This is a genomic window from Neobacillus niacini (assembly GCF_036961885.1).
Classification (GTDB): Bacteria; Bacillota; Bacilli; order Bacillales; family Cytobacillaceae; genus Neobacillus; species Neobacillus niacini_H.
Genome location: NZ_JBALNQ010000069.1, coordinates 24,735 through 39,466 on the forward strand (window position 1 = coordinate 24,735; position 14,732 = coordinate 39,466).

Here is a 14,732-nt window from a genome sequence, read left to right on the forward strand (position 1 = left end):
TCCAGGTAAAGTTGTTTGATCGTGAGCATGAAAAGGATTTAGAAAAGGAAATGAACCGATTTTTAAAAAGCATTGAAGAACAGAAATTAGTAGATATTAAATATAATGTTGCAGCAATGTCTGAGGAAGAAGAGGAAGAACAAATCTATTGTTTTTCTGCAATGATTATATACAAGGCCTGATAAAGGTATCAGGCCTGATATTGTTTTTTTGCTGATAGGGCCGCATTGGTTCCGGCAAGTCTGCCTGTAACCAGTGCAGAAGTGATGTTATAACCACCAGTGTACCCATGAACATCAAGAATTTCTCCGCAAAAATAGAGCCCCTCCATCAATTTTGAAGCCATTGTCTGTGGTTCAACTTCTTTTACAGAGACACCGCCTCCGGTTACAAAAGCTTTTTCAAGCGGCAAGGTACCATTAACCTTAATCAAGAATTGTTTACAGCTTATTGCAAAGGCACGGATTTTTTCATTTGAAATCGTAGCGCCCTGCTCGGAAGGATCAATCTCATTGTATTCTAACAGGAACAATAGATATCGTTCAGGGACTAAACCTTTTAATGTGTTCTTAATAATTTTCTTCGGTTCGCTCTTAACCAATTTCACAATTTCTTGGAAAAACGCTTCCTCTTTTTTATCCGGAATAACATCCAAACTCATTACGACCTCAGCTAATTTCCACTTTTTCATCGCTTTCACAACGAATTGACTGCAGCGAAGAACAGCAGGACCACTTAAACCAAAATGAGTAAAAATCATATCCATTCGATGAGTAATAATGGCTTTCCCTTTTGGATTCAAAACACTTAGCTCAATTTCCCTTAGTGACAGACCTTGAAGAGATTTATTTTTGATAAATGGTTCATTTGAGGTGACAGGCACCTCAGTTGGAAACAACTCAGTAATCGTGTGACCGGCTTTCTTTGCCCAGGCATAGCCATCACCCGTGGAGCCAGTATGGGGAACAGATTTACCACCGACAGCAATGACTACTGATTTTGCTTCAAATTCTGTTCCATTTTTTAATTTAACGGAAGAAACATGACCGTCACGGTAAAAAATATCAGCAACGGGGCTATTTGTATATACCTTCACTTTAAGCTTTTCTAACTGATTCAAAAGTGCATCTACAACGGATTGCGCTTTATTAGATACAGGGAACATTCGCCCATGGTCCTCTTCTTTTAATTCAATCCCTAACTTTTCAAAGAACTTGATAATATCTTCATTACTAAAAATTGAAAAGGCACTGTATAAAAATTTTCCATTACCAGGCAAGTGTTTAATGATTTCCTCAACCGGTAGTCGATTGGTGACATTGCAGCGCCCGCCGCCAGAAATGGCCAGCTTTCTGCCGAGTTTTTCTCCTTTATCAATTAGCAGGACTTTTAAGCCCTTTTCACCAGCAGCAATCGCAGCCATTAAGCCCGAAGGACCGCCGCCAATAACAACAACATCGTATTGCATACTTCCACCAACTTTATGTAAAATTCATTTAATTGAATCCTCGCATTATACCATTATAAACACTCTTCTAGAAAAGGAAACGACAAGTTACCCGTTTTTAAGAAATTTCCTTAGGTTGTTAGTAGCATCCCAGCAAAAAGAGATGTAAACTACTAATAGTGTGCAAATATAGTCGAATTTACTTGCTCACCTGCGCACGAACTTTTCTTCACTAGGAAGGGATTCTAATCTTATGTCGTCTAAGCTTATAAGAGGAACATTTATTTTAACATTGGGAACGATTATTTCCAAGGTTCTTGGTTTACTTTATGTTATACCTTTTTATCAAATTGTAGGGTCAGAAGGAACAGCGTTGTATCAATATTCATACATACCCTACACGATTTTTATAAGTATTGCCACAGCAGGGGTGCCGCTGGCAGTTTCAAAATTTATATCAAAGTATAATGCACTCGAAGAATATGCGGTTGGCCGGAGATTATTTAAATCGGGACTAGTCATGATGTTATTGACCGGGATAGCTGCATTTTTAATTTTGTACTTTTCGGCACCACTTATAGCTGACATGATTATTACAAAAAAAGACGATGTCGGATCAAGAGCAGAGGATATCATAACGGTAATCCGCGCTGTAAGTTTTGCCCTGATTGTTATCCCGTTTATGAGTTTAATTAGAGGATTCTTCCAAGGACATCAATCGATGGGACCGTCTGCGGTTTCCCAAGTGGTGGAACAAATTGTCCGTATTGCCTTCACACTTGCTGGGGCATTTATTGTTATAAACTTCTTAAATGGAAGTATTGTAACTGCAGTAAGCGTGGCGACCTTTGCAGCCTTTGTAGGGGCACTTGGGAGTCTTGTCATTTTATTTTGGTACTGGTATAAACGGAAACCATACCTAGACCAGCTTCTCGAACATGATAAAGGAACAGCACAGGTTTCGTTAAAGGAAATCTATAAAGAAATTATCATATATGCAGCACCTTTTGTATTTGTCGGTATTGCTAATCCCCTATTTCAGGCAATCGATCAAGTGACTTTTACTAGGGCTATGGAGGAAATTGGTCACAGTTATAACGCGGCCGAAGCGGCATTCTCAATCCTGAACTTTGAATCACATAAAATTGTGATTATACCTGTTTCACTTGCAACGGGCTTCTCACTCGCTTTGGTTCCCAGTATCACCAAAGCTTTTATAGAAAATGACCGCAAAGGGTTAAAATTACAGTTAAATCAAACCTTTCAAGTATTATTGTTTTTAACTTTGCCAGCTGCTATCGGTCTTTCTCTATTGGCTGAGCCCATCTATACTGTATTTTATGAGCATAAACAGATAGGGTTTGAAGTGCTGAGAACCTATGCCCCAGTTGGAATTCTGTTCTCTTTATTTTTAGTAACGAGTTCCATTCTGCAGGGAATCAATGAACAACGATGGACAGTATTAAGCTTGTTAGTAGGATTATTAATTAAATTGTCGCTAAATATTTCTTTTATTACTATGTTTGAAACAAAAGGCGCGGTGTATGCAACGGCACTTGGATATATCGGAGCGATATTGATTCAATTATTTGTCATAAAAAATTATGCAAAATATCCTTTCTTATTTGTTTGGAGAAGGAGCTTGTTAATCGTTATCTTTGCTGGAATCATGTGGGCTGGAACTGAAATCGTTTACCAGTTTCTCTTGTTATTTCTCACTCCAGCATCTAAGTTTCAATCACTTTTGATGATTATTGTTTGTGCAGCCGTAGGAGCCGTTATCTATTTTTACCTGGGATTAAAATCCGGCCTAGTCAACAGACTATTTGGTGATAGGGTGGATCGTATAAAGAGGAAATTGAGAATACATTAAATCCCAAAAAGAGAGGAGGACTATCTTGAGAATTGATAAAATGCTAGCCAATCTTGGCTACGGAAGCCGAAAAGAAGTCAAACAGCTTCTAAAAAGCGGGGCTGTCAAAATTGATGATGTGATTGTGAAAGATGCAAAACAGCACGTAGATACAAATAAACAAATGGTTACGTTAAATGGCGAAGTTATTGAATACAGAGAGTTTATCTATTTAATGATGAACAAACCTCAAGGCGTGTTGTCTGCTACCGAGGACAGTGTTGGGGAAACGGTCATTGATTTATTGGAACTCGGTGATCAGGTGTATGAACCATTTCCGGTTGGAAGATTGGACAAGGATACAGAAGGCTTATTGCTAATTACCAATGATGGCCAATTGGCTCACAAATTGTTGTCACCAAAAAAACATGTTCCTAAGACCTATTTTGCGGTGATTGATGGAGAAGTAACCGAGGAAGATATTAGAGCATTTTCAGACGGTGTAACGCTTGACGATGGATACGAAACCAAACCAGGCGAGTTAGTCATTTTAAAGGCTGGCATTCGCTCTGACATCGAGCTGACGATAACCGAGGGGAAGTTCCATCAAGTTAAAAGAATGTTCGAGGCAGTTGGAAAAAGAGTAGTTTACCTAAAGAGGATGTCCATGGGTCCATTACCATTAGATGAAACCCTTCAGCTCGGAGAATACCGAGAATTGACGGATGAAGAGATAGAATTACTTAAGAATTATCAAGTGGTATAGAGTGGCATCCTAATGCGTTCATAAAGTCCAAAATAAATGCTATTTTACGAGCGCGTGTCATCTTAAATATCTAAGATGGCACGCTTTAATTTTAAAAACTATATGATTTTTTCTAAATTAGGATAATTTTTTTATAAGGTGGTGGAAAGGTATGATCGCAGAATATAAAACGAAAAGAAAACTACTTGAAAAAATAGAAAATACAGACCCCATCTGGAAATGGATGACACCTGATCCACGTACAGTTTTACCTTCGCAAACAATAAGAGAAGTTGTGTCGCTGCTTGAGTCCTATCAAATTAATGGTCTGCCTGTGGTGGATGAAGCGCGTAAGGTAATAGGCATAATTACAAAATCAACTATAATCAATTGTTTCATGGAAGGGCTTTCTCCTGAAATCCTTGTGGAAGACGTAATGATTCAGTCAGTAATCACAATTGGAAAAAACGAATCGATTATGAATGCGTATGGAATTACCGCCGAGCTGCTCCCAGTCGTGGACGGAGAGGGGAGAATTGTTGGGATTCTTACTCATACTGATCTTTTGCATTCATATGCCTCTAACTTAGAACAACTTCAAGAATCTCTCCACGCAGTAGAAACATTAAGAATCATTTTAGAAAGTGCCTATGAAGGAATTGCTGTTATCGACTCCAATGGGAATATTGTGGAATTTAATCAAGCATACAGCCGATTTATTGGAGTAAAGAGAGAAGATGTACTTGGAAAACATGCGACGACAGTTATCGAAAATACACGCCTTCATGTCGTAATTGAAACAGGTGTGCCAGAAAGAGGATATATCCAGCGCATCCAGGGACAGGATATGGTTGTCCACCGTATCCCAATATGGAAAGACGAAAAAGTGGTTGGGGCGATCGGAATGCTTATTTTTCATGGAGTTACAGAGCTTTATGATATTCTTGGCCGAATGCAGGAGCTGTCACGGCAGGTCGCAGAAAACATTCTCCCTGCTGAGCCAGAAAACAAAAACGAAAGCAGATTTGATCATATCATTGCTAGAAGTGAAAAAATCCAAGCTGTAATAAGTATTGTCCGTAAAGCTGCAAAAACGCCATCAACAGTCCTTATTACTGGAGATAGCGGGACTGGAAAAGAAGTGTTTGCCACTGCTATACATAAATTAAGTCCATATGCCGAGGGTCCGTTAATCAGTGTGAACTGTGCAGCGATTCCTGAGCATCTCCTTGAGGCAGAATTGTTTGGCTACGAAGAAGGTGCTTTCACAGGCGCAAAAAAGGGTGGAAAACCTGGTAAGTTTGAATTGGCACATAAAGGAACGTTATTTCTTGATGAAATTGGTGATATGCCCTCAATCATGCAATCGAAAATTCTTCGTGTTCTGCAGGAGCGGGAAGTTGAAAGGATTGGCGGTATCACAAAGCATCGAGTGGATGTCAGAATTATTGCTGCTACCAATCGACGACTTGAGTTAATGGTTAAGGAGGGTGAATTTCGCGAGGATCTTTATTACCGTTTGAATATTATCCGGATTAATCTCCCTCCATTAAGAGAACGGAAAGATGATATACCTGAACTACTAAAGTATCATCTACATCAAATTTGTAATCGATTTGGGATTAGACAAAAGTCTTTTTCCAATGATGCGCTAGTCGCGTTAATCAATTATCATTGGCCGGGAAACGTAAGGGAACTGGTTAACGTGGTTGAAATGCTTGTCAGCTTGACTGATTCAGATGTGATCCAGGTACATGACCTGCCACCTCAAATTTATGAGACACAATCGTTAAGCAGTCGATCTGTTCTTACATTACAAGAGGATCAACCTGAAAAGAGTCTGTTAATAGATGTAAAAGATAAAGCTCTTGCGTGTGAAAAAGAACTTATTGTGAAAACAATTATTGAAACAAATGGAAATAAAGCAGGCGCAGCCAGAAAACTTGGGATTCAACGATCTACGTTGTATGAAAAATTAAAAAAACATGGCTTATACAACAAAGTGTCCGACTAATCATACAAAGTTCGGACACTTTGTTGGACATATGTGTATGTAAGCACATACACACCAATTGATCAAAATGCCGATTCATTCCCCTTCTTTAAGTTGGCACACTTTTTGCAATATTAAAAAGTGTACAAATAAAGGAGGGGATTTTTTTGAAAGGGTTTTCAGAATTTCGTATGCCACAAGCTGTCTTTTATGGGAACGGTTCGTTGACAAAACTTGGGGAGCAGGCCGCACAATTAGGGAAAAAAGCACTAATTATTAGTGACAAAATCATGGTGCAAGTCGGAAATGTAAAAAAGTGCCAGGAACTTCTTGGAGAAGCAGGCGTTATTCATTTTGGTTATTTTGAAGTAAATTCTGAACCGACTGACAATCATGTGTCAGAAGCTCTTGCCGTTTGCCTTGAGCAGCAATGTGATGTATTGGTGGCGATTGGTGGCGGAAGCTGTATGGATGCGGCGAAGGCGGTTTCAGTACTCGCAACAAATGGCGGATATATTGGTGATTATATGGGAGGGAAAAAGGCAGTTGAACAAGAGCCGATTCCTGTGATTGCCATTCCAACAACAGCCGGTACAGGGTCGGAAGTAACATCGGTTACGGTCATCACCAATACAAAAGATGATATAAAAATGATGGTCAAGCATCCTTGCCTTATTCCAGCAATCGCTATAGTAGATCCAGTTTTAACTTATTCTACACCACCAAACGTTACAGCAGCTACTGGAGTTGATGCATTGTGTCATGCAATCGAAGCGTATATTTCACGTTTAGCACAACCGCTGACCGATAATCTTGCCCTATCTGCAATTGAACTGATAATTAAAAACCTAAGAGGTGCCTACATAAATGGTGAGGACAAAGAAGCAAGGGGAAAAATGGCGTTGGCTTCTATGCAGGCTGGTATAGCCTTTACGAATGCGTCAGTCACGCTTGTGCATGGAATGTCACGGCCCATTGGCGCATTATTCCATGTTCCTCATGGTATTTCAAATGCAATGCTGCTTCCTGCGGTTCTTGAATTTACAAAAGAGAGCGCCTTGAAGCGTTTAGCCGTTATAGGAAGCATTCTCAGGCCGGATTTGAAGGCGCTGTCAATGGAAGAACTGGCTGATGTAACGATTGATGAAATTAAACAACTTTGCACCGATATTAATATACCAAACATGAAAACATACGGATTGGATGAAGAAAAATTCAATCAGGTTGCTTCCAAAATGGCTGTCGATGCGCTAGCTAGCGGAAGTCCTAGCAACAATCCGCGTGTACCAAGCCAAGAAGAGATTGTGGAGCTTTACCATAAATGTTTTGTCTATGATTTTTCTGTTTGCGAAACAGTAATTAAATAAAATAAGAGATAAAAGGGGAGTAAGGATAATGAGTATTTACTTTGAAACACAAACCGTAAGAAACTTTATCGGAGGTGAATGGGTAGATTCTGTATCTGGAGTAACTGAGCTAGTCCCAAATCCAGCAACAGGTGATCCATTGGCTCAAGTGCCTATATCCAGCCGTGAGGATTTAGATAAGGCTGTATCAGTGGCGCAAGAGGCATTCCAAACATGGAAAAATGTAGCGGTACCAAAACGTGCCAGAATTTTATTCCGCTATCAGCAGCTACTAGTTGAAAATTGGGAGGAACTTGCCCGTCTGATTACAAAAGAGAATGGAAAAAGCTATAACGAAGCTTATGGGGAAGTACTGCGAGGCATTGAATGTGTTGAATTCGCTGCAGGTGCACCAACACTAATGATGGGAAATCAGCTTCCTGATATTGCAACAGGAATCGAATCCGGAATGTACCGCTATCCAATTGGTGTAGTCGGAGGCATCACACCATTTAACTTTCCAATGATGGTTCCGTGCTGGATGTTCCCACTTGCCATTGTATGTGGAAATACTTTTGTTTTAAAACCGTCCGAAAGAACTCCATTGCTTGCAAACCGCCTGGCAGAGCTATTCAAAGAAGCTGGCCTTCCTGACGGGGTTCTGAATATAGTCCATGGTGCCCATGATGTGGTAAATGGCATTCTTGATCATCAGGATATTAAGGCTGTTTCCTTTGTCGGCTCCCAGCCGGTTGCTGAATATATTTACAAAACAGCTGCAGCAAACGGTAAACGTGTTCAAGCACTAGCTGGAGCAAAAAACCATTCTATCGTGCTACCTGATGCGGACCTTGATAATGCGGTCACCAATATTATTGGAGCAGCATTTGGTTCTGCTGGAGAGCGCTGCATGGCCGCTGCAGTTGTAGTAGCAGTTGGAGATATTGCTGATGAGCTTGTAGAACGTCTTGTTAAAGCAGCAAATGAGATCAAGATTGGCAACGGCCTGGAAGAAGGTGTATTCTTAGGGCCTGTCATTCGTGATTCTCATAAAGATCGAACTGTGAAATATATTGAAATCGGTGAACAAGAGGGAGCAGTCCTTCTTCGCGACGGTCGTAAAGATGCGGAAGCATCAGATAAAGGTTACTTCGTTGGACCGACCATTTTCGATCATGTGACTCAAGAGATGAAAATATGGCAGGATGAAATTTTTGCGCCGGTTCTGTCCATTGTTCGCGTTACTAATTTATCTGAAGCGATTAACTTTACCAATAAATCCGAATTTGCTAATGGTGCCTGCTTGTACACAGATAGTGCCAAAGCAGTCAGTCAGTTCCGTGATAACATCGATGCGGGGATGCTTGGAGTAAACATGGGAGTTCCAGCACCAATGGCCTTCTTCCCGTTCTCAGGATACAAAAAGTCATTCTATGGTGATTTACATGCCAATGGCCGTGACGGGGTTGAATTCTATACTCGTAAAAAAATGTTAACTGCACGTTATTAAGAATTGAAAGCTGGCTTTCTAGGTGATTTGAAAAATTAAATCCATAGCAGTATTCTTTGTCATTGGAGTTTATACCTTAACTGGGCTGATTTAATTCAAAAGTTAATAACTTTAAAAACGCAGCTATCTCCATGAGGACAGCTGCGTTTCTTAATTATTTTAGGAAGGATGTTAACATCCAATTATGCTTGCTTAGTTTTTCGATTAATTCGGTAAACATATCGCTTGTTACTTCATCATCAACCTGTTCTGCAGCATTTTTTCCTTCTTTCAATTCTGAAATAAGCTGTGAAAAATCATTTACAACGTTTTGTACCATTTCTTCGGCTGTTAAAACTTCAGAAGTTTCTTCGATCGTTGCAAATTGCAGGTATTCTTTTAATGTGGAAACTGGTTTTCCACCTGTAATTAATAATCTTTCGGCCAACTCGTCCATTGTTCCGGCTGCTTCTTCATATAATTCTTCAAATTTTGCATGTAAGGTAAAGAAGTGTGGTCCTTTTACATACCAGTGGAAACGATGGAGTTTTGTGTATAATACGTTCCAGTTTGCGAGTTGTTGGTTCATTGCTTGTTCAAGGGTTAATGTTTGAGTCATTTTCCATACCTCCTAATTTCTTAACTATCTTTATTATAACATATATTAATTAAAAGTAAATATTAAATAATAATTATTATAAATAAGGTTAAGTTCAATAATTGTAGTTAACAATTTAGTAAAATGGGTAATCTAAAAGTATTTACGACAGTCTCCTGCATTTTGAAAATCGAAAAGGGGGAAGCAGCATGAAGCTTACACACAAAGAAACCATTGAATTACATGGCTTTAATAACTTGACCAAGTCGCTTAGTTTCAATATGTATGATATTTGTTATACACGATCGAAGGAAGAACGAGAAGCTTATGTAAAATATATTGATGAGCAATATAGTGCTGATAGATTACAAAAGATATTAACGCATGTATCTGATATTATTGGTGCACACGTATTAAATGTTGCCAGCCAGGACTTTGAGCCAGCAGGGGCAAGTGTAACGCTTCTCGTTTCAGAGGGACCAGTTGAAAATGCACCTTCTGAGCACTTTGAAGAGTCACCTGGACCATTGCCTGAATCTGTCGTGATCCAGTTAGATAAAAGTCATATCACGGTTCATACATACCCTGAGTATCATCCAGATGAAGGAATCAGTACGTTCCGGGCAGACATTGATGTATCCACGTGCGGTGAAATTTCACCACTTAAGGCACTTCATTATCTCATTCGTTCATTTGAAACAGACGTCATGACAATCGATTATCGAGTTCGAGGTTTCACTAGAGATAAGGATGGTTATAAATTATTTATTGACCATGAAATTAGCTCAATTCAAAATTATATTCCTGAAGATGTTGGCGAGCTATTTGATATGATTGATGTCAATGTATATCAAGAAAATATTTTCCATACCAAATGTAAACTCCGTGAATTTGATTTAAACAACTATTTATTTGGCTATAAGAAAGAAGCCCTGCATCCTGAAGATTTAATTGAAATCACCGAGAGAATTAAGCTGGAGATGGATGAAATTTTTTATGGCAAGAACATGGTGTAAGGCATGACAATCCTACTCATTGCGTTTATCTGTCGAATAGTTGCCAAACGGAAAGTGCGCAGCTTTACTAAAAAGTAAAGCTGCTTTTGCATATATACAGGGTGGATAGTGCCCATAAATTAAAGAAGGCAAAAATACGGTCACAATAAAGGGTAGATAGTGCCCATAAATTTAAAAAGGCAAAATTACGGTCACATAATTACGGGTTAATTGCTCAAAAACTCAAAAGAAGAAGTGATACCCCTTTAAGGAGATCACTTCTTCTTTTTTGCTATAAATGAAAGGATAATTAGGACTCCCACAATGACTAAAGATACGGTTGAGCCGATTAAGTTGTTTGGACTGAAAATAAATCCAATAAAAATCAAAGATAATGAAACAACTGCAATGATGGTAGTAAATGGGAACCATTTTACTTGAAAGGATGGTTTTGCTTTATAGTGCGGTCTAAGTTTTAAATGGGCCGAACAAATACCTATCCAAACCAGCATGATCGTAAAACCTGGGATAGTCATAAGATAACTAATGATTTCACCAGGACTAATATAAGCTAAGAAAACACCAACTAAAATAAAAATGGTTGTAATCATAAGTCCAATTATTGGAATCCCGGTGTTAGAAGTTTTCATCAAGCTTTTCGGAGCCACACCGCTTTTGGCCATTGAAAACAGTGTTCTTGATGTTGCATATATCCCCGAGTTTGCTGCTGACAATACAGCGGTTAAAAGAATGAAATTCATCACATGTGCTGCGCCTGGCAAGCCGGTCATATTAAAAACCTGAACAAAAGGACTGTCTTGACCTGTTACTTGATTCCAAGGCATAATCCCGCAAATAATTAAGATTGGGAAGACATAAAAAATAATAACCCGCCAAACAGCCCCCTTAATAATACTTGGCATGACGCGCTCCGCATCCTTTGTTTCGGTTACCGCAACCCCAATTAATTCAGCGCCGCCATATGAAAACATTACGACAAGAAAGGCACTAAGCATTCCGCCCCATCCATGTGGGAAAAACCCGCCATGCGCCGTATAATTTGCAAGCGGCTCCTCAATATTACTTGGAATTAGACCAAATATAATGAGAGCACCTAATAGAATAAATGCAACTAGTGCAACTATTTTTATTCCCGCAAACCAAAATTCCATCTCACCATAGTATTTTACCGGGAATAAGTTAATCCCAATGATGACTGCTGCACAGAACAGGCTAAGGAGCCATAAAGGCATAGAAGGATACCAAAATTGCAGAAAACTTCCGGCGGCTATTAGTTCAACTGTAATTACGATGGTCCAGTTTATCCAATACAGCCAACCAGTTATATATGATAGCTGAAAACCAAATGCTTTATAAAGCAGCAGCTGCACATTATGATTAGGAAAAGCGATAGCCATCTCACCTAAAGCGGCCATAACGATAAATAATAATAGTCCGCCAATTAAATACGTAAAAATAACACTAGGTCCCGCAATATTTAACGTATCGGAACTTCCTTTGAAAATTCCTGTACCAATCATTCCAGCTAACGCAATAAACTGGACATGTCTTGGCAGTAATCCTTTTTTTAATTCTTGATTATTTTCCATATTTTCCTACCCTTATAAGAGAGTTCTTTTATGCTCAAACGCTTTTTTGCATTAAAGTGTTATATCAATATATCATATTGTAGTAGGGATTCAAACGAAAAAATATCAAAAAAACTAGCCCGTTGGACTAGTTTGCTGTGTTTATTCTATTTTTATGACGACATTTTAACTTTCTTTTGTGTTATCGTCCATTTTCCGCGGCTTGGGCTTATTACCAAGTCATTATAGGCTAAAACATTTAAATCTCGTTGTATGGTGCGAGGAGTGATACCAAATTCCTCTACAAGTTCTTGCGTCGTGACTGTGCCTTTGTTACGAATAAACATGTAGATGCATTTGATGCGGTTTAACATCCGGTTAGTCGAAGGTTTCAAAGAACCACTCCCTATCCTAATTTCAAACCTATGGCTTAATCCCTTTACCGACAGTATTTTTGATTTGTATGTAATTTTCTCCCGCAGACAACTCCTTTAATTAATAGATAGTTGCAGTGGATACCATGATGACTTAAATATATTGTACCCAGAATTTCTGAAAATTTCCACCAATTAACGAATAATTTACATAAAAATCATAACTTAGTAACAATAATTGTTCGCTTTTTCCCCTCGCTTTCATGATTCTTACTATAGTCTATGGATGTAGTTGATTAGAATATGACGAATTAATTGAATTTTTCGTAAATTTATTATAGAACAAGAGATATAAATCATTTCGTTTTTGTTCGGAAATTGATAAGATATTTGCAAAGATGTAAAAATATACAATCGCTATATATGCACAGGCGATTAATGAATTGGCTCAGTAAGAATAGATGATCAGGGGAGTGAAAGCATGGGATTTGCTTTATTAAACGGGGAAATAATCGAGCGGTCAGAAGCTAAGGTAGACGTGGAGGACCGTGGCTATCAGTTTGGTGATGGTGTTTACGAAGTGATTCGTGTTTATAATGGAAAATTGTTTACGGCAGCTGAACATCTAAAAAGGTTCAGTAAAAGTGCGGAAAGTATAGGGATTTCGTTGCAATTTAGTAGTAAGCAATTATTAGAAATGGTAGAGGAACTACTTAAAAAAAATAACCTTGAAACAGGCAACATTTATATGCAGGTTACGAGGGGGATCGCACCACGGAATCATGTTTTTCCAGCAAGCAATGTTACTCCAACACTTGTCGCTTATACCATTAAAAGTAGTAGACCGATTGACAACCTGAAATCAGGTGTGAAGGCCATTCTAACAGAGGATATTCGCTGGCTCCGCTGTGATATTAAGAGCCTAAATTTACTAGGAAATTTATTGGCTAAACAAAAAGCAAGCGAGAAGGGCTGTTTTGAGGCCATTCAGCACCGTGGTCAGGATGTTACAGAAGGCAGCTCCTCGAATATCTTTATTGTTAAAGATGGAACGGTCATCACTCATGAATCAAATAACCTAATCTTAAAAGGCATTACAAAAGATGTTATTTTAGACCTTTGTAGAAAAAATAATATCCCTGTTATTGAGCGGACTTTTTCCTTAACTGAGCTGGACGACGCAGATGAAGTATTTCTATCAAGTACAACGGCCGAAGTAATGCCGGTTATTGAAATAAATGGAAAGATAATGAAAGCGGGAGTTCCAGGTAAGGTCACACGAAAATTACAAGATTTATTCCAAAAAGAAATCGAGAAACAATGTGGCGTACTTGTTAGCTAAGTAATTGTAAAATGTGCAGCAGATAAAATAGTCTGGTGCACATTTTTTATAGGCTGTGTAAACAAATCCTATTGATTTTAGAACCTGTTGATTTGTGCGGAAGGCACGAGACTCCTGCAGGAGTACGGGGCGGGGGAGACCCCGCAGGCGCTTTAGCGCCGAGGAGGCTTCCCGAACCGCCTGCGGAAAGCGAAGTGCCTCGTGACAGGCAAAGACGGCCTGTCACTGCGGTGAATATTCCAAGAAGCTTTCCTTAGTGGAGCACAAATCAACAGCCATTTTGTATAAAAAACGTTGCATTCCGCAAGCTTTAAAATACATACAAGTTGTAAAAAATAGTCTAAAATAATAAAAAGGAATGATAACGATGAATCAACATACACATTATTTCTTTGCAATAAAAATTCCTGAAGAAACAAAACTGATGATGAAAAAAAATAGTGAGAAGCTAAAAGAGCTTTTTCCATTTAATCGCTGGGTTCATCATGAAGACTTACATATTACACTTGCCTTTCTAGGCAATGCGTCTTCTGAGAATCTCTCCCGAGCTGTGGAAAATGTTCATAGGGAATTACGTGAAGCAAAGGGATTTTTTTTAGAAATGAACAAGCTTGGAACCTTTGGAAAGGTGGAATCACCACGAATTTTTTGGGTGGATACAAAGGATAGTATTGAGCTGCAGATGGTTAGGGAAAAAGTGTTCTCGGCCTGCTTAGAAGCTGGTTTTCAACTAGAAACAAGACCTTTTAAATCCCATGTTACCCTTGCCAGGAAGTGGACAGGAAATCAGCAGTTTCATGAAAAACTCCTTGAAGTTTGGGAGGAGATTCAGCCAGAACCGCTTAGATTTAAAGTGGACGAGGTAGTCGTATACCAAACACATTTGGATAAAACACCGAAATACGAGGTGAAAACAACATTCCCATTGCAGTAAAGTGAGAAATTAAACATTAAAGGTTGGT

Annotated in this window: 13 protein-coding genes; 9 read left to right on the plus strand and 4 right to left on the minus strand. The window is 38.9% G+C overall.

Going from position 1 to position 14,732, the window contains the following annotated elements; all coding sequences use genetic code 11:
• The coding region (locus V7124_RS23550; RefSeq protein WP_335493992.1) for a sporulation protein Cse60 at positions 1 to 182 on the plus strand (182 nt) is incomplete at its 5' end.
• Positions 183 to 190: 8 nt separating this feature from the next.
• On the opposite strand, the gene V7124_RS23555 is transcribed toward V7124_RS23550, so the two are convergent.
• Positions 191 to 1,468, minus strand: a complete 1,278-nt coding sequence (locus tag V7124_RS23555) for an NAD(P)/FAD-dependent oxidoreductase (protein ID WP_335493994.1) — start codon at positions 1,466 to 1,468, stop codon at positions 191 to 193.
• A 232-nt stretch (positions 1,469 to 1,700) separates the two neighbouring features.
• On the opposite strand from V7124_RS23555, the gene V7124_RS23560 reads away from it, so the two are divergent.
• From V7124_RS23560 to V7124_RS23580, 5 genes are all read left to right on the plus strand, one after another.
• Positions 1,701 to 3,320 carry a putative polysaccharide biosynthesis protein gene (locus tag V7124_RS23560; RefSeq protein ID WP_335493996.1) on the plus strand — a complete coding sequence of 540 codons (1,620 nt, stop codon included), beginning with the start codon at positions 1,701 to 1,703 and terminating at the stop codon, positions 3,318 to 3,320.
• 25 nt (positions 3,321 to 3,345) lie between these two features.
• Positions 3,346 to 4,065 (plus strand): pseudouridine synthase, encoded by a 720-nt coding sequence (locus V7124_RS23565; protein WP_335419353.1) that lies wholly within the window; start codon positions 3,346 to 3,348, stop codon positions 4,063 to 4,065.
• A gap of 151 nt (positions 4,066 to 4,216) precedes the next feature.
• Complete coding sequence (locus V7124_RS23570; protein ID WP_335419350.1) at positions 4,217 to 6,058, plus strand: sigma 54-interacting transcriptional regulator; 1,842 nt, start codon at positions 4,217 to 4,219, stop codon at positions 6,056 to 6,058.
• A gap of 146 nt (positions 6,059 to 6,204) precedes the next feature.
• Positions 6,205 to 7,404: an iron-containing alcohol dehydrogenase gene (locus V7124_RS23575; RefSeq protein ID WP_335419347.1), complete on the plus strand. Its 1,200-nt coding sequence runs from the start codon at positions 6,205 to 6,207 to the stop codon at positions 7,402 to 7,404.
• A gap of 28 nt (positions 7,405 to 7,432) precedes the next feature.
• The gene (locus V7124_RS23580) at positions 7,433 to 8,893 is read left to right on the plus strand and encodes a CoA-acylating methylmalonate-semialdehyde dehydrogenase (RefSeq protein ID WP_335493999.1); all 1,461 of its coding nucleotides are present in this window, start codon (positions 7,433 to 7,435) and stop codon (positions 8,891 to 8,893) included.
• A 154-nt stretch (positions 8,894 to 9,047) separates the two neighbouring features.
• Here the strand turns inward: V7124_RS23580 and V7124_RS23585 are convergent, their stop codons facing one another.
• Positions 9,048 to 9,491, minus strand: a complete 444-nt coding sequence (locus V7124_RS23585) for a Dps family protein (RefSeq protein WP_335494001.1) — start codon at positions 9,489 to 9,491, stop codon at positions 9,048 to 9,050.
• A 188-nt stretch (positions 9,492 to 9,679) separates the two neighbouring features.
• On the opposite strand from V7124_RS23585, the gene speD reads away from it, so the two are divergent.
• Entirely contained in the window at positions 9,680 to 10,486 is an 807-nt protein-coding gene (gene speD, locus V7124_RS23590) for an adenosylmethionine decarboxylase (protein ID WP_335419337.1), read from the plus strand.
• Between the two features lie 254 nt (positions 10,487 to 10,740).
• On the opposite strand, the gene V7124_RS23595 is transcribed toward speD, so the two are convergent.
• Together V7124_RS23595 and V7124_RS23600 are read right to left on the minus strand one after the other, a co-directional pair.
• Positions 10,741 to 12,075, minus strand: coding sequence for an amino acid permease (locus V7124_RS23595; RefSeq protein ID WP_335419334.1), 1,335 nt, complete (start codon positions 12,073 to 12,075; stop codon positions 10,741 to 10,743).
• Positions 12,076 to 12,227: 152 nt separating this feature from the next.
• Positions 12,228 to 12,449 (minus strand): DeoR family transcriptional regulator, encoded by a 222-nt coding sequence (locus tag V7124_RS23600; protein WP_081954676.1) that lies wholly within the window; start codon positions 12,447 to 12,449, stop codon positions 12,228 to 12,230.
• Positions 12,450 to 12,909: 460 nt separating this feature from the next.
• Between V7124_RS23600 and dat the strand changes: the two genes are divergently transcribed.
• Together dat and thpR are read left to right on the plus strand one after the other, a co-directional pair.
• The gene (gene dat, locus V7124_RS23605) at positions 12,910 to 13,770 is read left to right on the plus strand and encodes a D-amino-acid transaminase (protein WP_335419328.1); all 861 of its coding nucleotides are present in this window, start codon (positions 12,910 to 12,912) and stop codon (positions 13,768 to 13,770) included.
• Positions 13,771 to 14,137: 367 nt separating this feature from the next.
• Positions 14,138 to 14,704, plus strand: a complete 567-nt coding sequence (gene thpR / locus V7124_RS23610) for an RNA 2',3'-cyclic phosphodiesterase (protein WP_335419325.1) — start codon at positions 14,138 to 14,140, stop codon at positions 14,702 to 14,704.
• The last annotated feature ends 28 nt before the right edge of the window (positions 14,705 to 14,732 follow it).